The organism is Kordia sp. (assembly GCF_022447245.1).
Taxonomy (GTDB): Bacteria; Bacteroidota; Bacteroidia; order Flavobacteriales; family Flavobacteriaceae; genus Kordia.
This window is the reverse complement of record NZ_JAKVBC010000010.1, coordinates 66,988-87,692: the sequence shown is the minus strand read 5'-3', so window position 1 is coordinate 87,692 and position 20,705 is coordinate 66,988. Positions and strand designations below refer to the sequence as shown.

General features: G+C 33.3%; 21 protein-coding genes. 7 read left to right on the top strand and 14 right to left on the bottom strand.

What is annotated here, in order from left to right:
* Positions 1 to 108 precede the first annotated feature (108 nt).
* The gene (locus MK119_RS08895) at positions 109 to 768 is read left to right on the top strand and encodes an AIPR family protein (protein ID WP_290677170.1); all 660 of its coding nucleotides are present in this window, start codon (positions 109 to 111) and stop codon (positions 766 to 768) included.
* On the opposite strand, the gene MK119_RS08890 is transcribed toward MK119_RS08895, so the two are convergent.
* The 8 genes from MK119_RS08890 to MK119_RS08855 form a co-directional block, all read right to left on the bottom strand.
* Positions 698 to 1,405: a LytTR family DNA-binding domain-containing protein gene (locus tag MK119_RS08890; protein ID WP_290677166.1), complete on the bottom strand. Its 708-nt coding sequence runs from the start codon at positions 1,403 to 1,405 to the stop codon at positions 698 to 700. The two genes, MK119_RS08895 and MK119_RS08890, sit on opposite strands and share 71 nt — an antisense overlap.
* Before the next feature lie 3 nt (positions 1,406 to 1,408).
* Positions 1,409 to 1,726 (bottom strand): Hpt domain-containing protein, encoded by a 318-nt coding sequence (locus tag MK119_RS08885; protein WP_290677164.1) that lies wholly within the window; start codon positions 1,724 to 1,726, stop codon positions 1,409 to 1,411.
* Positions 1,727 to 1,826: 100 nt separating this feature from the next.
* Entirely contained in the window at positions 1,827 to 2,876 is a 1,050-nt protein-coding gene (locus MK119_RS08880) for an ATP-binding protein (RefSeq protein WP_290677161.1), read from the bottom strand.
* A gap of 34 nt (positions 2,877 to 2,910) precedes the next feature.
* Positions 2,911 to 4,050 (bottom strand): FIST N-terminal domain-containing protein, encoded by a 1,140-nt coding sequence (locus MK119_RS08875; RefSeq protein WP_290677158.1) that lies wholly within the window; start codon positions 4,048 to 4,050, stop codon positions 2,911 to 2,913.
* 2 nt (positions 4,051 to 4,052) lie between these two features.
* The gene (locus MK119_RS08870; RefSeq protein WP_290677155.1) at positions 4,053 to 6,149 is read right to left on the bottom strand and encodes a PAS domain S-box protein; all 2,097 of its coding nucleotides are present in this window, start codon (positions 6,147 to 6,149) and stop codon (positions 4,053 to 4,055) included.
* Positions 6,146 to 6,688, bottom strand: a complete 543-nt coding sequence (locus MK119_RS08865) for a heme NO-binding domain-containing protein (RefSeq protein WP_290677152.1) — start codon at positions 6,686 to 6,688, stop codon at positions 6,146 to 6,148. The genes MK119_RS08870 and MK119_RS08865 overlap by 4 nt, the downstream gene beginning before the upstream one ends.
* Positions 6,689 to 6,769: 81 nt before the next feature.
* Positions 6,770 to 7,183, bottom strand: a complete 414-nt coding sequence (locus MK119_RS08860) for a response regulator (RefSeq protein WP_290677149.1) — start codon at positions 7,181 to 7,183, stop codon at positions 6,770 to 6,772.
* 224 nt (positions 7,184 to 7,407) lie between these two features.
* Complete coding sequence (locus tag MK119_RS08855) at positions 7,408 to 7,998, bottom strand: carboxymuconolactone decarboxylase family protein (RefSeq protein WP_290677146.1); 591 nt, start codon at positions 7,996 to 7,998, stop codon at positions 7,408 to 7,410.
* Between the two features lie 67 nt (positions 7,999 to 8,065).
* On the opposite strand from MK119_RS08855, the gene MK119_RS08850 reads away from it, so the two are divergent.
* The 5 genes from MK119_RS08850 (at position 8,066) to MK119_RS08830 (ending at position 13,618) form a co-directional block, all read left to right on the top strand.
* Positions 8,066 to 8,500 (top strand): OsmC family protein, encoded by a 435-nt coding sequence (locus MK119_RS08850; protein WP_290677144.1) that lies wholly within the window; start codon positions 8,066 to 8,068, stop codon positions 8,498 to 8,500.
* Between the two features lie 80 nt (positions 8,501 to 8,580).
* Positions 8,581 to 9,321 (top strand): protein phosphatase 2C domain-containing protein, encoded by a 741-nt coding sequence (locus MK119_RS08845; protein ID WP_290677142.1) that lies wholly within the window; start codon positions 8,581 to 8,583, stop codon positions 9,319 to 9,321.
* 47 nt (positions 9,322 to 9,368) lie between these two features.
* Positions 9,369 to 11,057, top strand: coding sequence for a single-stranded-DNA-specific exonuclease RecJ (recJ, locus tag MK119_RS08840; RefSeq protein WP_290677139.1), 1,689 nt, complete (start codon positions 9,369 to 9,371; stop codon positions 11,055 to 11,057).
* 511 nt (positions 11,058 to 11,568) lie between these two features.
* Positions 11,569 to 12,327, top strand: a complete 759-nt coding sequence (locus tag MK119_RS08835) for an OmpA family protein (RefSeq protein ID WP_290677136.1) — start codon at positions 11,569 to 11,571, stop codon at positions 12,325 to 12,327.
* A gap of 7 nt (positions 12,328 to 12,334) precedes the next feature.
* On the top strand, positions 12,335 to 13,618 hold the full coding sequence (locus tag MK119_RS08830; protein WP_290677133.1) for an MFS transporter: 1,284 nt from the start codon (positions 12,335 to 12,337) through the stop codon (positions 13,616 to 13,618).
* Here the strand turns inward: MK119_RS08830 and MK119_RS08825 are convergent, their stop codons facing one another.
* The gene (locus MK119_RS08825; protein ID WP_290677130.1) at positions 13,619 to 14,944 is read right to left on the bottom strand and encodes a sulfatase-like hydrolase/transferase; all 1,326 of its coding nucleotides are present in this window, start codon (positions 14,942 to 14,944) and stop codon (positions 13,619 to 13,621) included.
* 122 nt (positions 14,945 to 15,066) lie between these two features.
* Here MK119_RS08825 and MK119_RS08820 point away from each other — a divergent pair, with 122 nt between their 5' ends.
* The gene (locus MK119_RS08820; RefSeq protein WP_290677127.1) at positions 15,067 to 15,423 is read left to right on the top strand and encodes a hypothetical protein; all 357 of its coding nucleotides are present in this window, start codon (positions 15,067 to 15,069) and stop codon (positions 15,421 to 15,423) included.
* A gap of 333 nt (positions 15,424 to 15,756) precedes the next feature.
* On the opposite strand, the gene MK119_RS08815 is transcribed toward MK119_RS08820, so the two are convergent.
* From MK119_RS08815 to MK119_RS08795, 5 genes are all read right to left on the bottom strand, one after another.
* Positions 15,757 to 16,518 (bottom strand): UDP-2,3-diacylglucosamine diphosphatase, encoded by a 762-nt coding sequence (locus tag MK119_RS08815; protein WP_290677292.1) that lies wholly within the window; start codon positions 16,516 to 16,518, stop codon positions 15,757 to 15,759.
* 52 nt (positions 16,519 to 16,570) lie between these two features.
* Positions 16,571 to 17,020: a 6-carboxytetrahydropterin synthase gene (locus MK119_RS08810; protein ID WP_290677126.1), complete on the bottom strand. Its 450-nt coding sequence runs from the start codon at positions 17,018 to 17,020 to the stop codon at positions 16,571 to 16,573.
* Between the two features lie 147 nt (positions 17,021 to 17,167).
* Entirely contained in the window at positions 17,168 to 18,325 is a 1,158-nt protein-coding gene (locus MK119_RS08805) for a hypothetical protein (protein WP_290677125.1), read from the bottom strand.
* A gap of 193 nt (positions 18,326 to 18,518) precedes the next feature.
* A complete protein-coding gene (locus MK119_RS08800) occupies positions 18,519 to 19,286 on the bottom strand; it encodes an enoyl-CoA hydratase/isomerase family protein (protein WP_290677124.1) in 768 nt (255 codons plus the stop codon).
* Between the two features lie 105 nt (positions 19,287 to 19,391).
* Positions 19,392 to 20,693 carry an MATE family efflux transporter gene (locus tag MK119_RS08795; protein ID WP_290677290.1) on the bottom strand — a complete coding sequence of 434 codons (1,302 nt, stop codon included), beginning with the start codon at positions 20,691 to 20,693 and terminating at the stop codon, positions 19,392 to 19,394.
* Positions 20,694 to 20,705 lie beyond the last annotated feature (12 nt).

Below are 20,705 nucleotides of genomic sequence, written 5' to 3'. Positions count from 1 at the left end.
ATTGTAAGAACATATAGAAAGTCTAAAGAAGCAATATCAACAACCTTTGAATTTAATTCTAGTATAACACTACTATCAATTGACGGCATTACACAGTCTTATATTGGAATGATTCCATTCAAAGAATTCAAAAAGATAATAGTAGATGAAAACGATAGAATACAAAATGTATTTGAGGATAATGTTAGAGATTTTCAAGGCGATTCCAATGATGTAAATAAAAGAATCTTAAGTACTATTACAGGAGAATCGGTATATTTATTTAGTGTTTTAAATAATGGAGTGACAATAGTAACAAACTCACTTAATAATACAGGTGATACTTTTACTATAAAAGACTATCAAATCGTTAATGGATGTCAAACAAGTAATGTAATGTATAATAACAGAACATCCGAAAATATAGATGAAATACATAGTCCTATTAAAATTAGAGCAACAGAAAATGAAGATATAAAAAACCAAATTACATTTGCGACTAATAGTCAGACTCAGATTAAAAAAGAGCAGTTAGCATCTGTTACACAATTTCAAAGACATCTAGAACAATATTATAATTCTTTTGAAGGAGATAAGAGACTTTATTATGAAAGACGATCTAAACAATATAACAGAGATTCCTATTTAGTTAAAACAAAGATAATAACAATACCATATCAGATTAAATCCTTCTCATCTATGTTTTGGACAGTGTCTATCAAAGTAAATCCAATCGTTTCATTAATTCTGGACGTTTCGACCGACTCACAGGAATTACATCTTTTTTAATTAAAACACTATTGTCTTCAATATCAATGATTTTCTTCAAGTTAATAATGTATGAACGATGAATTTTTAAGAATAATGAATCTGGAAGTTTTTCCTCAATTTTCTTTAAGGTAGAATGTACCGTATAGTTTTTATCTTCTGTTTTAATGTGAATATAATCTCCTTTGGCTTCTACTAAGTAAATACTTGGAATGTCAATTTTGATCAAACGACGATCAATATTGATATAAAAATCATTCTCATATGTTTTTTCAGCGTTGTTTTCTTCTACTTTGGTATTCAACAATTGCTGTTTTTTCGCTTTTTCCACTGCCATTTTAAAGCGATCTGTTTCAATCGGTTTCAGCAAATAATCAACAATACATTCGTACTGAAAAGCTTCAATCGCAAACTTCGGATCAGATGTTGTCAATACAATACTTGGTGGATTTTTGAGTGTTTTTACAAAGTCAAATCCTGTAAAATCTGGCATGTGAATATCTAAAAAAATCAGATCTACTTCGTTTTCATTCAAATGCTTAATGGCTTGCATTGCATTTGGAAATTCACCAACCACTTGCAATGAACTGATTTCATCACACAAGGTTTTTATAATCGTTCTAGCCAGTCTTTCATCATCTATAATAATACAATTCATGCCTTAAATAGTTTTAATGTACGCTGTAATCGTGTTTAAAATTTCTTCAAAATCATCGACACCATCCATTCTTTTTTCGCGAAGGTTGTGCTCGTAGGTATTAGCGAGTTCATAACTTTTTTCAAGCCCCAAAATACTAATTTTGTGCTTAAGTTTGTGAACATTTTCTTCTATTTTTTTGTAATCTTTTGTGACTAGGCTTTCATAATATTCATTTTTTTCTTCAGGAAATTCAGTTTTTATTACATCAATTAGTGTGCTTCGGATATTTTCATCTCCGCGTGCTAATTGTTCTACGTAGGTTAAGTTAGGTTGTTCCATGGTTTTACTTTAGTGAAACTCGATTTAGTAATCCGTTAAGACGAATTCAAAACTATAAGTTACACAAATCTGCTGTAAAACGGAGTTTTTTTTTATGTTTTTACTTTTTTAGTGTAAAGTAAAAAGTAGCTCCTATTGTTGGCGTGGATTCAATCCAGATGTCACCTTGATAAAGATCGATGATTTTTTTTACAATTGAAAGTCCTATTCCTGTGGATTTGTAGTCATTTTGGAGTTTTTGGAAAGCTATAAAGATTTTATCGAAGTATTTTTCTTCAATACCTTTTCCATTATCCTTTATATAAAACTCCCAAAAAACATTTTTGTCTGTATAACCAATGACAATTTCTCCTTTGGGTTTGTCATTAAATTTAATAGCATTTCTTAGTAGATTTCGAAACAATTCTCTCAACCGGAAATGATCACCAGTAACCGTTGGTAGCTTTTCTGGAATTGTTATAGTGATATGTTCGGGCACTTTCATAAAAGGAATTACTTTTTGAAGTACATCCGCAGTATCTACTTTGTAAAAACCTTTTTCAACATGACCAATAGAGGAATACTTTAAGATTCCTTTTACCAAAGTGTTCATTTTTTCTACATTGTCTCGAATGAGTGTAATATTTTTTTTCCCATTGTGACCTAATACCGCCTCAAAATCTTCTAGCAGCCAGTACGTCAATGCATCAATACTTTGAAGTGGTGATTTTAAATCATGAGAAACTAAGTGTGTATAATCGTTGAGTTCTTGATTTTGACGCTCTAAACTTTTTACTAGTTTATCTCGCTGTTCATTTATTTTTAAAATTTCTTTGGTTTGATTGTCAATAATATCAACCAATTTTATGGAATCTAATGCTATATTTTCTTGTTTTTCGCTAACACCTAATTGGTATTCATTTAAGGTGTCAATTACATTTTGAAGTTTTTTGATGACTTCTTTTTGCGCATCAGACTCTTTTTTGAGTTGCTGATTGGCTTCAAACAATTCTTCAGAACTAATTGTTGTTGCTCGTTGCAACATGGCAAATTGTTCATCAGATGTAGTATAGGAACGATTTACCGCATCCAAGAAACGCTCCATTTCAGGATGTGCCTGCAGTTCAGGACTTATAAATTTTCTAAGTTGTCTTTTTAATAATGAATTCATTCACGCAATACTTGTAAAAAACTTCTTTTATGATTTATTCACTTATAAGTGTAATGGTCATGGTTTGATTGTGTAATTGACAGGTTTTTTCGTCACTAAAAGGGGCAATTTCTCCATACGAATATAGACCGCAAATCGTGGTATTTTCTCCGACGACTTCAATGACTTCTTCAACTTCTTCTTCTACGCGCTGATCTAATACTAACTTTCGTCCAATACAACTGACTAAAATGGCCAGTTCAGGTGCTTTTCCTTGTAACTCTAGTGCTTGTATGGCTGCTTGTTCGGAAGCATCAACGATATTATCAACATTTGTCATCATTAATTGTACACGCGAATTTTCGTGAATATCGCCTGCCAAAATCATAGAGTTTTCTGCTTCGTTAATATTTAAAATTGTACGAACTATAGAATGCTTTTCATTGGTCGATTTTACCTTCAACGGATATAATAAAGCCGCACCAGGTAATTCTTTCGATTTTTCACCTAAATACTTTTTATATAAGTCTAAAGCAGGTTTATGATCCAATTCATATAAAACATTTGCTTTTGATTTTGTGACAATACGCTCAGGTCCAAAAGGCGTCCAGCCACCATTGATAGCAAAACTTATGTTAAGTGTTTCCCCATAGAATCCAATAGCAACAATTTCTCCTGATTTTGGGAGTTCGTTGTAGGAAGCAACCGTTTTTTCAAACCGTGCTGCATCACCACACAAAGCACCTGTAATTAGTACATTTTCTTCTGTAGCTGAGTTCATTCCCAAAGTCAATTGACTTCCATTGATAAAACTTCCTTCAGAGACAATAAACACGTGTTTCAACCCTTGTTTTGGAAATTGTTCTATAAGCTTCTTTCCAGTTTCATAGCTATTTATGCTAGTATTATCAGCCAAAACATTTGCTGATTTAATAATAAATTTGCTGCATTCAAATTCAATAGCTGTGATTGTAATACTTTCATCATCTACATATTGCGATGTAATATCTCCAGAAGTAGAACCAAAGACAAATTCACCATCCTTATAAAGCGACTTTACTTCTTCGTAAATGCTTTCGCTTTCTAACATATATCTATTTCCAAAAACCAGTACGAGCGGGTTTTTTAGTGCATGATTTTCACTAAGATATTCCCAACCAGAAGTCTTTGTTTTTTTTATTTGAACTGTTTTCATTTTTACTTTTTTATCGTGAAGAAGAACGTTGTGCCTTCTCCTGGCTCACTCTCAAGCCAAATTGTGCCTTCATACAAATCGACAATTTTTTTAACAATTGATAATCCAATACCTGTAGATTCTTTACTTTTATTTAAGGAGTGAAATATTTTGAAAATGCGATCGTGAAACTTTTTTTCAATACCAATTCCATTATCACGAACAGAAAACTGATAAAAAGAGATCTTTTCCACAAAATCAATTTCAATGATTCCTTCTTCTTTATTGTTAAACTTTATTGCATTGCTCACTAAGTTTTGAAATAATTGCTGAAATTTGGTAGGATCACCTTTTACTACAGGCAGTTTTTTCAGCACCTTGATTGAAACATGCTCAGGAACAAATAATATACGACTAATTTCGTCCATTATTTGGTTTAAATATACAGTTTTTGTTTCATTAATTTTAGAGCCTGCACTTGAATATTCTAAGATGTTGGAGATGAGTTTTTCCATCGTCTCTAAAGTACCTTCAATTAACGTAAAATTTTGTAGCGTTGGTATATCAAGTTTTCCTTTGTTATCCGTTTTTATCCAAGAAATCAAGGCATCAATACTGCGTAAAGGTGATTTTAAATCGTGGGAAACAATATGAGCGTATTCATTTAATTCAGAATTTCGTTTTTCAAGCTTTTGTAATAAATGTTTGTTTTTAATTTCTGCAATTTCTCGCTTTCTATTGTTTATAGCGTTGTTTAGCTGCATGGATACAAGACTAGCAATATTTTCTAGTGTCTGAAGATGATGTTTGTTAAAATAGTTTTTATCAGGATGTTCGGAATCAATAATACCAATTACATTTCCATTGCTTATAATAGGCACTGATATTTCAGAATATCTAATATCATCATCTATAATATATCTTTTGTCAATAGAGGAATCCTTTACTATTTCAGGTATTCCTGTTTTCGCTACATAGCCGACGATACCTTTTCCTATTGGAATAGATATTTTATTTTTTATTTTTTTATTTTCACCTAGTTTGAGTCCATATGTAGCTATTTGCTCAAGAGTATTTTTTTTGTCATTAACCAAATATATGACACAATCATTTGTCCCTAAATATTCTGCAATTTTCTGAGTCATTTCCCATGCAATTTCATAGATGTTATTTTTTCCTAGAATAGATTTAGCTAAGTCATTAATCATGTCAATAATTAAAGTCTGCTTCATTTCTAAGGTTATATTTTCTATAATTGTTACTTGGTATTTGATAGATTTAAATCTATTTCTTACGGCATTGATGTTTGTTTTGGTCCAAACATAAGTCCCATTTTTTTTCTTATATCTTTTAGTAGAAACATAGTTATTAATTTCACCAAAATCTATTTTTTTTCTATACTTCTCGTCTTCACTAAAATCATCAGGATTGGAAATATCTTTTACAGTAAATTTGGAAAATTCTTTCTCAGAATAGCCCAGTAGTCTTTGCAAAGCTTTATTTGTTCTCAAAATCTTACCGTGTTGCGTTAGCATGATTCCTAGTGAAGAATTTTGTACAATTATATCCAACTCTTTTTTCTGTTCTTCTAGTAATTCAGAGTTATGTTTTATTTCGGTAATATCTCTAACAATACCTTGTGCAGCGATAGGCTCTTCATTTTTATCATAAATGACAGTAGCGTTTATTTGAACCCATTTAACTTCTTTTTTTTTGGTAAGAATTCGAGCCGTATAATTGGTAAAAGCACCTTCTTCCACTAAGGTTTTGAATGATGTAAATGCATATTCGGCATCTTCTGGATAAATAAGATTAACAATATTTAGCTTTTCTTGTGATATATCATATCCAAAAAAATCAATAGCTACAGTATTCATTTTTAGGACATTTCCAGTAATATCTATGACTACATAGGCATCATTGATGTTTTTAAAAACACCTTCAAGTTGTGAGGATTTTTCATTGACAGAAGCCTCTAATTTAGCATTAGAGACTTTGAGTTCTTCAGATAGATGATATAATTCTCTTGACTTGTCTTCCAGAATTTTTTCAGCAGCTTTTCTTGCGTCTTTTTCACGTTTGAGGGCACGTTTTAATATGTCTATTTCTTCCTGACTCATTCATTTTTCTTGATAATAAACTTTACTTCAGTTCCATCTTCTTTTATCTTTTCTAGTATAATTTCTGCTGAACTATTGAAGTGTTCAAAGGTTTTGTTCATTAATCCCAATCCAAAATGATGCATAGCTCTGCTCGATTTATAGATCATGGTTAATGAATTTGCTGTTTTTTCTTCAACAACAAACGTGGGCAATTCAGCGTCGGGATATATTTTGCGTACTTCTACATGAATATGATTTTCAATAGAAGACAACATTTCAATAGGGTCTTTGTAGGTAGCTAGCAGTCCGGGATAACTGTTTTCTATAACACTAAAAAAATGTTCGGCGTAGGTAAGTAGTAAATCATCAATAGAAATTTCAGTATTGTTACTTAAGTTTTGTAACAATTGAAGCATTTCTGAGAAGTGATACGTACCAATAGCTGTATACGCACCTTTAGATTCTAGTTTTGATTGAGAAACAATGGTATCTACCATTTCCAATCCAAATTTGTCTTCTACTAAGTCTAAAAATTCTGTAAAGATGATTCCTTTCATAAGCACAGTAGGTTAAGTATTTCCTTTTGTGTAGTTTGGGGGGACTATAAATTCTCAAATAATTAAGAACACAAAAAGAGGTTAAGCACTTTTTAATTCATTTATTGACCAATACGAAAGAGCGATCTCTATTTTTGAAACATACTCTTCATACTTTAGGGGTTTTAAAATGTAACCAGAAATTCCAATTCGGTAACATTCTAAAATATCTTTTCTGTTGTCTGATGTTGTCAAAATTATCGTAGGAATGTGCCGTAAATCTGGATCGTTTTTTAAAATAGATAAAAATTCGATTCCATTTATTTTTGGCATATTCAAATCGAGTAAGATAATATCAGGTAAATTTTGTTTCGTTTCTAAAATTGCTAGCGCTTCTTCTGCATTTTTCGCTTCTGTGATTTCATGCTTGGCATTGAGCAATGAAACCGTACGATTCATTTTCATGATCTCAATCATGTTGTCTTCGATTAATAATACGTTTAATGCATTTTTCATTTTTCTTTAGTGTGAGTAAGTTTTTATTACAATTTTAGTTCATAAAAAAGTATTAAAACTCAATTGCAGTTTAACGAAGAATAAGTGTAGACGAAATGCAAAAAAGTGTAGATGAAGATTTTTGAGAATGCGCGATTTTTCGCAGAATCTTGTCATTTTTCTGTAAATAAAAAACCCTTACTGACTTACAATAAGGGTTTTACTATTAGTTTTATGTTAAGAGTTTACACGTGTTTTCCTTTTTCCCAACCGTGTTTTCCTAAGTATTGGTTTCCGCTCTCTACAGCACCTTCTTCAATAGAAGTTCCCATACTATCATTCCAACGGTTTAAGTACCCGAATAATGAAATTACACCTAACATTTCTACAATTTCACCTTCGTCCCAATGCTTGTATAATTCCGTTTTAATATCTTCATTCACAGCATTTGGAATGATAGAAGCAGCTAGCGAAAAATCTAGTGCAGCACGCTCAGCATTTGAAAATGCAGGATGCGTTTTGTATTCCCAAATATTGTCTAATTGTTCTTGTTCTGCTCCGTAGCGTTCTGCGGCTCTAATTGCGTGTGCTTGGCAATAACGGCAACCTGTAGCATTACTACTTACCCAAGCAATCATTCGTTTTAAAGCAGAAGTGACACGACCTTCATTTGCCATCACAGCTTTATTTAGGTTGATAAATGCTTTTGAAATAGCAGGTCTGCGTTGCATAGTCAAAACAGAATTTGGACAAAACCCTAGCGTTTCGTTAAAAAATTCAGCTAATTCTTTGGTTTCCAAATCATGTTCTGGATTCAATGGAGTTACTAATGGCATAATGGTATATTTTTAAATTTATTACTTGTATTTTTGATACCAACAAGAAACGAAAAAAACTTCAGATATGAGACATAAAATAACAACACAGTGGAAAGGAAACATGTTGTTTGAATCCGATAACCCTACAGGACAAACGCTATTGATGGATACTTCACCTGCAAATGGTGGAAATAATGAAGGATTAGGACCAAAAGCAATGATGTTGTCTTCTTTGGCAGGTTGCTCAGGATTAGATGTAGTATCTATCATGAATAAAATGAAAGTTACGGTAGATGAATTTAAAATGGAAGTTGCTGGTGAACTTACCGAAGAACATCCAAAATATTACCATACCGTTAGGTTAGATTATCATTTTTATGGGAAAGATTTAAACGAAAAAAAGATTCAACGTGCAGTCGATTTATCAGTAGAAACCTATTGTGGTGTGATGGAAATGTTCCGTCGTTTTGCAAAAGTGGAAACCAATACGTATTTTCACAATCTTAATTCCGTAGTATAATTTTCCTCAGTTTTAGTTGGAAACGACATTTTGATGTATTTAAGATGAAAGAAATTGTATAAAGGAATTGGCGTTAACGAATGAAGATATATACGAGTATTCAAAAAGGAGATTTTCATGTAAATTATTGTGAAGATAGTCTCGTTTCTACAAAAATAGGAGAAAATAAAGTGCTTATTGCAGTTATGGATGGCTGTTCTATGGGAACAGAAAGTCACTTTGCATCCACACTTTTTGCTAAAATCCTGAAAAAAATAAGTCAAGAACTATTTTATACAGAATTCATACAACCGCAGGATGAAACTCTTGAAAAACAGTTGTATTCGATATTAAAAAAGCTCTTTTTAGAGCTAAAAAGTATTAAAAATCAACTCAATCTTGAGACTTTAGAATTGCTAAGCACATTGATTTTAGGAGTATATGATGCCTCCACGAAAAGTGTAGAAATTATTTGTATTGGTGATGGCGTAGTTGTTCATAATAAGACAATTACGGAATACGAGCAAGGAGATAAACCTGATTATTTTGCCTATCATTTACAAGAAGATTTTCATGTTTGGTATGATAATTTTAAACAAAAACTATCATTGAAAAATGTAGAAGATTTAAGTATTATGACTGATGGAATTTATACGTACAAACAATTAGGAAATAGTACAAATTATGAAGAAGCAGAAATATTGATTGATTATTTGTCTATTGACAAAAACACAACTAATCATACAGATATGCTACAGGGAAAAATGATGCTTTTAGAAAAAGAAAGATCATTAAAACCTATGGATGATCTGGCAATTATTAGAATAACAAACCACGAATAAGATTAGATTTTGAAACGAAAAAAAAGTAAAAATCTAAACCAAAAAACATGCGTTGGACATTAAAACCAAAACCAGAAACACACAAACTCCAGCATTTGATGGAAGCGTTGCAAGTAGACGAAATTGTAGCAACACTTTTATTGCAAAGAGGAATTGAAACCTTTGAAGAAGCCAAAACTTTCTTTCGTCCGAGTATTGAACATATTCATGATCCGTTTTTAATGAAGGATATGGACATTGCTGTGGCGCGAATTGATAAAGCAATTACTAATGGTGAAAATATATTGGTGTATGGTGATTATGATGTGGATGGAACGACTTCGGTAGCGTTGGTTTCTTCGTATTTGAAAACACTCTATCCAAATATAGCAACCTATATTCCTGATAGGTATGAGGAAGGATATGGAGTGTCGTTTCAAGGAATAGATTATGCTTCCGATAATGACATTTCGCTTATCATTACACTCGATTGCGGAATTAAAGCGATTGATAAAGTAACGTACGCCACCGAAAAAGGAATTGATATTATTGTATGTGACCATCACAGACCGGGAAATGAATTGCCAAAAGCGATAGCCGTTTTAGATCCAAAACGTGATGATTGTACCTATCCGTATGACGAATTGTGCGGTTGTGGTGTTGGTTTCAAATTGATTCAAGCACTAGGTTCAAAAAGAGGACAAACGGTTACAGATTTGTTTCCATATTTAGACTTAGTGGCTACGGCAATTGCAGCAGATATTGTTCCATTGACGGGCGAAAATAGAACCTTGGCACATTTTGGAATGAAAGTCATCAATTCCACACCGAGAGCAGGCATCAAAGCGATTATCAATCAATTAAAAAAAGATAGTTTAACGATTACAGATGTGGTTTTTGTCATTGCACCACGAATCAATGCAGCAGGAAGAATCAGTCACGGATTGCATGCGGTAGAATTGCTTATGGAGAACGATCTGGAAATTGCCAAACAATACGCAGCGTCCATTGAAACCTTCAATTCCGAACGACGCACATTGGATCAGGAAATTACAAAAGAAGCGTTTCAACAAATAGAAAAATTAGGAGAACAAGAACGATTTACAACCGTTGTTTACGATGAAAACTGGCACAAAGGCGTTATTGGAATTGTGGCGTCTCGCTTGATAGAAACCTATTATCGTCCAACGTTGGTTTTTACCAAAAGTGGTGAAAAACTGGCTGCTTCCGCACGTTCTGTGAAAGGTTTTGACGTTTACAATGCCTTAGAAAAATGCAAAGAACATTTAATTCAATTTGGAGGGCACAAATATGCTGCAGGATTGACCTTAAAAGAAGAAGATTATCAAGCGTTTAAAGATGCTTTTGAAAAAGTAGTAAAAACGACAATTGATAAAAACTTACTCACGCCAGAAATCTTAATTGATAAAGAAATTACCCTTCAAGAAATTACCCCAAAATTCTATAGAATTCTCAAACAATTTGCGCCATTTGGACCTAAGAATATGAGTCCAATTTTTATGAGCACAGCACTAAAAGATACAGGTTGGGCAAAATGTGTAGGGGCGGAAGAAGATCATTTAAAGCTAACGGCTGTACAACGAAGATCGCCACGAATTAACGGAATTGGTTTTAATTTAGGAGGCAAATTAGCTAAAGTACAAGGCAGAAAAACATTTGATGCGGTGTATTCTGTAAATGAAAATACGTGGAACGGAGAAACTACCTTGCAATTGCGTTTACGAGACATAAAATAATAACTTATCAACACGAAAACGTTGGCATAATTTTTTTGACTTAAAAAGAGTACTTTAGTATTAAATCAATCCTACGTATTATGAAAAAATAACTGTTGAAGTATAGGTAGTTTTCCATCATTTTTTAGGTAATAAAATGATCATACAAACGTTTATGGGAAATGAAAACTACCTTCCAAATCTTTATCTTCTTAACAACAGCAACTTTTTTTCTCAGAATTTAGTGTTTAATCCTAGTTTTGAAGGTTGTTCACATTGCGAGCGATCTACAGGCAGTTTGATAAAAATGTGATTGATTGAAGTACGCCCAGTATGAGTTTTACCGACTATATTTAATTAAAAAGGCAAGAAAAACTACAATCACTACAACGGCTACCAAAAATCAAGAACAGGAATTGCGCATGCTGGCATCTATGTTTTTACAGAATAAAATTATAGAGAATACATTCAAGGAACACTAGCGAAAACTTTAGAAAAAGAAAAAAAGTACACGGTTACCTTTTATGTGAGTTTGGCTGAAAAATCTACGAAAGCCACTTCGGATATAGATATTTTGTTTACTGAAGAAAAACTCATCAAATGTTACCACGCCAATTACTGTGAAAAACAGATCAAACCCAAAAAAGCTAGGGATAAAAAATTTCAAAAAGTAGAAATTTCTCGTGATCACTTTTATAGAGAAAAATTAGGTTGGACTAAAATTTCATTCACCTATACAGCTACTGGATTTGAGAATTATTTTTCTATTGGAAATTTTAATTTAAATCGTAGAACGAATCTTGTAAAAATGCAACGTGCACAAGAATACGAGTTTGCATATTACTATATAGATGATGTTTCAATAGTGTCTTTGGAGAACGAGGTTGTTCACCAGAAAACGCAGAAAAAAGAAGAGTCGATAGCTCAAGAAGATAGTATAAAAGAAGATGAAGTATATACTTTTAAAAATGTACTTTTTGAATTTGACAAAGCTACTTTGGTCGCAACATCCGTAAAAGAGCTAGATGAATTGTATGCGTATTTAGAAAAAAGGCCATCACTCACAATAGAAATCTATGGATATACTGACGACATTGGCACACTAAGACGAAATAAAGAATTATCTTTACAACGTGCTAAAGCGGTTTCAGCATATTTAATCTCAAAAGGATTAGAAGCGTCAAGAATTCAGTGGTTTGGCTTTGGAAGCTCAAAACCTATTGTTCCCAATGATACCGAGGCACAACGAAAGAAAAACAGACGTGTAGAGTTCAAGTTGAACTCAGAATAACCAATTCATGCAAAAACAAGATCCTTACGCAGCCTTACGATTCAAAGAATTCAATATCTTTTTAATAGTACGATTTTTTTTGGTTTTTGGCTGGTCTATGCAGTTTATGGTGATTGAATGGCAAGTCTATCAAATTACAGGTGATCCCATGTCGTTGGCGTATATTGGATTGGCAGAAGCAATTCCAGCAATTTCTATGGCATTGTTAGCAGGTCATATTGTAGATCAGCGGGAAAAGCGAAACTTATTACTCACGTGCATCGCTTTATTCTCTATTATAAGTTTAGGATTGTTTTTATTGACTTGGCCTGAAGTAGTAGGCGATTGGTCGCAAAATACGGTATTATTCTGTATCTACATTTTGGTCTTTTTTGGAGGGTTTTTACGCTCCTTTTTTGGACCCACTATTTTTTCTTTAGTGGCTTTATTAGTTCCTAAAAAAATCTATCCTAATGCAGCAACATGGAGTAGTTCTACATGGCAAATGGCAAGTATTTTAGGAAAAACTTTTGCAGGATTTACTATTTATTGGATTGGTGTCCACTATTCGCTCTGTATCATATTTGGTATGGTGGTTTTATCGTTTGGATTGCTATCATTGATTCCAAAGAAACCAATTTTAAACCCAAAAATAGGAGAACCTGTATGGGAAAGTCTAAAAGAAGGAATCAACTTTGTACGTAATGAACCTTCTGTATTAGGAGCTTTGACTTTAGATATGATTGCTGTGTTATTTGGTGGAGCTGTTGCCTTATTGCCAATTTTTGCAACAGACATTTTAGGTGTAGGAGCACTTGGTTATGGTTTCTTGAGTGCCGCAACTTCTGTTGGAGCCATCTTGACGATGTTGGTAACAGCCTATATTCCAATCACTAAAAATGCAGGAATGAAGTTGTTAGTTGCAATCTTCGGATTTGGTATTTGTATCATCATTTTTGGATTATCAGAAATATTTTGGATATCACTAATAGCATTGTTCTTTAGCGGTGTTACGGATGGTGTTTCCATGGTGATTCGTCAAACGATTTTACAACTCAAAACACCAGATGAAATGCGCGGACGTGTCGCTGCTGTAAACTCTATGTTTGTAGGTTCATCTAATGAATTGGGCGCGTTTGAAAGTGGTCTTGCAGCAAAACTCATAGGAACTGTCCCAGCAGTAGTTTTTGGTGGAACAATGACCTTACTTACGGTAGTTACTACGGGATTGGTTTCTCCATCATTCCGTAAACTAGATTTAACGAAAGATGTAGAAGAACATCAGGAATATCAAGGAGCAAAAAAAGTATAATTATTGCCGTATTTCATTCAATTTAATTACCAACCCATCTTTCATAGCACTATTTGTTGCGCTCAATGGCAATTGATTTGCATTCAGGAGATTTGGATTTTCAAATGGATTTGCGCTAATATTATACAAAGCTTCGTCTCCTTCCGCAAATAAAATATACTTATGTGTAGCGTTTCTAATGGTATAATCAGATCCGTTATCTCTGCTGATTTCAGTGTACGCATACTCGCGATTTTCTGCATTTGAAGCCGTTAATAATTCTTTAAAGCTTTTACTATCGTTTATTTCTGTAGTTCCTGTTTCGGCTATATCAGCAATTGTGGCAAATAGATCGGTAGTATTGATGAGTGCATCTTCTATAGTATTAAATCTGTCCAAATCTTTTCCTGAAACAATCATAGGAACATTTACGCCACCTTGATATACACTGCCTTTAGCACGTTGAGAAACATATTCTTGAACGACCTGATTTGGAGTGCCATTGTCTCCAATAAAAATAATAACTGTATTTTCTCTTTCTTCGTCAGACATGGAATCAAGCAATCTGCCAATTTCTGAATCCATAGCTTCCAGCATTGCCATATAATATGGAAGCGGATTTGCATCGATACTAGCTTGATCAGTAGCTAAATTTCCTTGTGAATGCAATTCACTTGGTGGTAAATGAAAAGGTGTATGAGGCGCGTTGTATGCCAACCATAAAAACCAAGGACTTGTTTGATCAGCAACCCAATTAATAGCTAAATCGGTGAATTTTGTAGTGGTGTATTCAGTAGAGTTTGTAATTTGTTGATTCTCTGTTAAATTCCAATTCCAGTATGATTGCACACCGCCAGATATTAAACCAGCATAATAATCAATGCCCATTGCTGTTGGATGTGATGCATTTGAAGATAAGTGCCATTTCCCAATAACCGCATTGGAATATTCTGGACTATTTACGGTTAAAAATTGTTGTATTGATGTTTCTGAAGTTGATAATACATCGCCCACATTTAAGACGTTGGTTCTAAAACCATATTTTCCAGTAAGAATTGTAGATCGTGTAGGTGTGCATGTAGGATTTGACCATACATTTGAAAATCGAACGCCACTATTGATCATATTTTGCAAATTAGGCATATTTGGTTTTACAGTGCCTACATCAAAACCTGGTGTAGCATCTAATCCCATATCATCTGCAATAATCAGTAAGATATTAGGTTTCTCAGAAACTGTATTTGCGGGTGTTTCCGTGGTATTTGAAGTCGTAAATGTATCATCATTCCCACAAGCAAAGCAAAGTAAAGAAACAAGAGTTGCAACAATAATTTTGTATGAATTCATGAAGTAAGATTTGGGAGTAAGACCTTCATTTTATAAAAAGGTTTAATTTTTTTTAGAATTAACACTTCTTTTATTTAGACTAATTATAAATAATTGTATATTTGAAACTCAAATTAAAAGTCATGGGCGATATACGACGTATTTATCATAACACTATTGGAATTGCTTTTCAATGGAAGCAAGATTTAGCTAAAAATAGATATAATCAGTATCAAGTTATTTTTAGAGATACGGGTTTTTATTTGACACTTGCTCAGCTAGAAAATTTTTCAAAACTGGTAACACAAGCAATTTCTCGCGGTTGTTGTTCAGCATGTCAGGCCAATAATAATTGTCGTTCCATATTGCTAAAAACGCCTGCTGTTAATGTTGATTTGGCGGTTTCTGAAAAAGAATTAGAATTTATTTCTGATTTGCTTGAAGGTACCTTGTTTCAAATCAAATTGGAGCTTTATTTAAAAGATGTATGTAGTAATTAGATAAGCTTTGCTCTTAAAACCACTTTCGCTGCTTTTTTAGACTTTTCTTTTATTATTTTGAATGTTAAATGTTGAATTTTAAATTGTTTCTATTCGCGTTCTCAAAACGTCATATCGAGTGATTTTTTGTAGAAAAATAGTATCGAGATCTATTTTCAAGCGTTTAGGGAATCTTTTTTACATTTTAACTTAATGTCATGAAAAGCTGAGTCAATACTGAATCTAGTTCAGTACAAGGTTCTACTTGGCAAAATTGTTTATATAAGTCACCTTGCTAACTATCTAAATGCGCAAGCAGTCTAAAAGTAAAGCGAGTTTAACAATCTAACACGTCTAAACAGATTCAAATTTCTTCAAAGAAAGTACTTTTCCATCAAATTCGCCATACGTATAATAGCTAATCCAATCGCCGAGGTTTGTATAGCGACTTTTCTCGTTGAGGTCAATTTCTAAGGGTAAATGACGATGACCGAATACAAAATAATCGTAATGTTTGGTCTCGAGTTTACGTTTGCAATATTGTACTAGCCACTCGTTTTCTTCCCCTAAAAACTTAGCATCTTCATCACCAGAAATCAATTTGTTTTTGACAGACATGTATTGTCCCAATCGCACGCCTAAATCGGGATGTAACCAACGAAAACACCATTGAAAAAACTTGTTGGCAAACACTTTTTTCATGCGTTTATAGCCTTTGTCTCCAGGACCTAATCCGTCACCATGACCAATAAAAAAAGTAGTATTGTTAAACGTGAATTCTTTAGGTTTGTGATATACAGGAATGTTCAATTCTTTCTCAAAATAATCACGCATCCATAAATCATGATTACCCACGAAGAAGTGAATCGGAATGCCTTTATCGCTCAAATCAGCTAGCTTTCCTAATACACGTACAAACCCTTTTGGAACAACAGTTTTATATTCAAACCAAAAATCGAACAAATCACCTAAAAGGAAAATAGCCGCGGCATCTTGCTCAATTTCATTCAGCCAAGCCACAAATTTTTTCTCTCTTGGAAAACTCGCTTCTGCAGTTGGTGCACCTAAGTGATTATCAGAGGAGAAGTATATTTTTTTTCCTTCAGGAATGTTCATGTTGTAAATATAAGAAAGCGCTTCGACTTTGTTCTGCACTCTTTATTTTTATTTATTGGTCAGAAGCATACCATTCCGCCACCGATGTCTCGGTTTCTCGTAAATGTAACGAAAAAAGTTCTACGCCATTAGGAAGCTTGCCTTTCAATTTTTCGACAAAATCGAGTACCATATTTTCACTACTTGGCTGGTAATCGGTTAAGATGACATTATGTCCAAGTTCCATCATGATGTTACCTAAATCGGCATGTGGTGTATTTTTATTAAAGATAACAGCGTGATCAAATACATCAATAATCTCTTTATTGACAATTTTTTTCAAATCACCAAAATCAAGTACCATTCCCCATTTCGGATTTGTATTATCTGAAATAGGTGTTCCAATAATGGTTACTGAAAGTTTATAACTGTGTCCGTGTACGTTTTTACATTTCCCGTCATAACCATATAAAGCATGACCGGTTTCAAAATTAAATTGCTTTGTAATGCGAATTTTACTCATGAGTCCTCAATTATGGCGCAAATATAGTTTTTTATTGGATTCGTTGTTGTTAAAATCGCTTTTAGCTCTTAGTTGTTGGGTTTTTGGGTATTAGGTTTTGGTTTTTGTGAAGTTGTTATTGTGGATTGATGAACATTTTTGAGACAATTACTTTTTAAAATATGCTTCTGGAATTTCTTCTTTTATATTTTTAAAAGGAAAGTTAAGTCCTTCAATCGGAGTTTCTTCAAAAGATAAGAAATGTGGAATGGAGACATTTTGAATTGTTTTTCTAGGACGTAATGCTTTTACACTGGCTTTTTCTTTATTATGTAATTTTTCGTAGGTTGTATTGTATTTCTCTAAAGCGATACTATCATACTGTTTTTGATAGGTTTCGTTCAAAATATTATTAAAAATTATATTGTGTTTGAAATCAGAATCTAAATCAAATAAACAGACTAATTGCTGGTTTTCAGTTATGAGTGCATCAAGTTTTTTTGAGAAAGCATCCATAGTATATTTCTCTTTTCCTATATAAAATTCATTCTTTACAAGGAATATGAATTGACTTTTTGCAGCTTCAAAATAATTTAAGAGAGGATGAAAATTACTATAATCCACTGGAATAGTTCTGTCTATTTTTGCTTCATAATACATATTGTGAATAGGACTGATATAGTGTTTATAGCTTAAATAGCTTCGTTCAACGCTATCTTCAATAATAGTATGTGTTACATCATTTACTGCGTATAAAACTTGAGCATTTATTTTAACCATTTCATGAAAAATATGCTCTATATCTTTCATTTTGGCATTTTTGTCACAAACTAAAAGCAGTCTTGGTGTGATGTGTCCAGATAAATCTGTACTTCCAAAAAGAAATGCTTTTAGTTCTTCAAAATTACCATAACGATCATTTAACTGAAGCTTGTATTCGTTTGTATTTGGAATTCTTCCGAATCTAGTATGAATCAACATTTCATAAGAGCTCGTGATATGAAAATTATAATTTTTTAATTTGGGAAGGTTTATTTCCAATATAGGCGTAGTAGTGTCTTTTTCATACGTGAGTCCTTCAAAAATTAGCGAATCCTTGTGAATAGTCGTTTGAAAGGTATGATCTAAAAAAGTAAGACTGTTGTTCTCTATTTTTAATGGATAGGTCTTCCAAATACTTCCTTCATCACTTAAAGAAATGCTGTCTTTTTTTATTTTAATAATTCCTGTAGCATAATATTGAGACCAATCTCCATAATATTGCTCTTTTTTAGAACAAGAAAGTAGTATAATTGAAACGATACATAGTAAGACAAGTTTCTTCATTGGAATACGGTTAGCTTCCAATAAAGCATCAAATTTTGTGCCTTATTTTTTTGGTGTGGAAGTAGTTTTTACTACAATTTTCGATCGAAGTACAATTGAGTTAGCAATTAAAAGATTACTTCGTCGTAACTCCTCGTAATGACAAATCATAAGTAATCGTAATCAGACACAACTAATAACAAATAACGGGCATTTACTTCTTAAACTTCGCCAACGCATTTTTGGTAAAGTCAGATAAGACTAAAGTTCCTGAAAGCGCTGCTCGTTCGGCTAAAAGTTGATCCCAATTTTCGGTGTCTTCCCACAATATTTTTTTCATACCAGCCAACGCATCAGGATTGTAGGAAGCGAGTTTTTCTGCGAAGAGTTCTACTTCTTTATCCAATTCCGCTTGGGTTTCAAAGATTCTCGCATATAAGCCTTTTTCTTTTGCCCAATACGCTGTTTTCCATTCACTTGGAGCTAGACTCAACTCTGAAAATCCAGCCTTTCCGATTCGGTTTTGTACTGCAGGCGCAATCACAAATGGACCAATTCCAATAGTTAATTCTGATAGTTTGATAGAAGCTGCTTCTGTTGCCATAGCGTAATCACAGGCAGAAATTAATCCAACGCCGCCGCCAACAGCTTTTCCTTGTACACGACCAATAATCAATTTTCCACAGGTGCGCATCGCATTGATGACATTAGCAAAACCACTGAAAAACGTTTTTCCAGCTTCCAAATTATCAATCGCAACCAATTCGTCAAAAGAAGCACCTGCGCAAAATACACGATCACCTTCACTTTTTAAAATGATCACGCTTACTGCATCATTTTCAGCAAGTTTATGTAGTTCATTTGTCAATCGATCTAACAATTCACCTGGAAAAGAATTGCTCGCAGGATGTCCGAATTCTATGGTTGCAATATTGTTTTGAATATGAGTATATAAACTTCCGTTGCTATGTGTTGTGGTCATGATATTGTGATTTTGTGCTTGTAAATGTATGAAGATTTTTTGATTGAGAACTACGGTTTTTGGAGTTGCGAATGACAAGTCTAAACTTCGAATCCGCACAGTTTTCTATGATACTTTTTTTGTTTTTGGAACAAATTCTTTTCGAAAGAAATAAATAAGCGGAAAACCACGAGCAGCAATCCAAAGTGCAAAAGCAATCCAAACAGCATATAATTTTAAATCTAGAGTATCTAGAATAAAAATAGCAGGCACAAAAACAACAAAAGTGGAAACCAGCAGTACGTTTCTAAGTACAGCCATTTTACCTAAACCTTTAAAAATTCCATCAAAGATAAAGGCAATTGCACAAATTGGTTGCATTGCCAATACCAACCAAAAAACAGCGTAGAATTCCTCTAAAACAGCTGCCTCTTTAGTAAAAAATCGTCCAATAGGATAATATAGGAATCCACCAATAAGTACCATTACAATACCAACAATGATGGCATAACGAATCAAACGTTCACTAAGTTTTACTAATTCTATATAGTTTTTTTCACCATACAATTTCCCCGATAATATATTTCCTGCACTTGAATAGCCATCAATAATAAACGCACCAAAGAGCCAGATATAAAACAAAATTGTATACGCGGCACTATATTCAGCGCCGTATTCTGCCGCAAAAGCAGTTCCGAAATATAAGGCAACGTTTAAAGCTGTCGTTCTAATAATTAAATTGAGAATCATGACCGCCATTTTGGGTAATTCGCGATGAAAAGGGAAGCTTATTGTAAGTGGAATTTGTGTTTTTTTCAAGAGTAAAATTACAGATAGAATTGCCATAAAAAATTGTGCAATTAAACTGGCATACGCAGCACCGTCTACATGCATGGCGGGAATTAATCCATCTATTCCATGTACCAAAGCGATGTCCAAAATGATATTTAATAAAGTTCCAAGAATAGCAATCACCATCGGTATAAAGGTGTTTTGCAAACCTCTAAAAACGCCAAATATGGCAAAGGTGAGCAAGGTAAACGGCAACCCAAAGATGCGAATTTGAAAGTACGAACTACTATAGTCTAAAACGATTCCTTTTGCATTGTAAAAATTCAGAATATACTCTGCAAACGGATAACTTATACCAATCACTACAATACTAATGAGTAAAATGATAGCGATAGCTTGCGCAGGTAATGTTTTGATATCGTCTAACTTATTTGCACCTAAATATTGAGAAACCAGTGCGGAAATAGCGCTTCTAGTTTGTCCAAAAACCCAGACAAGCATAGATATAAAAGCACCTGCAATTCCTACGGCAGATAGCGCTTCTGTAGCATTTAAATCTACGTTTCCAACTACTGCAGTGTCTGTAATGGATAGTAAAGGTTCTGCAACTCCGGCAATTAAAGCAGGAATGGCAATTTTGTTAACAAG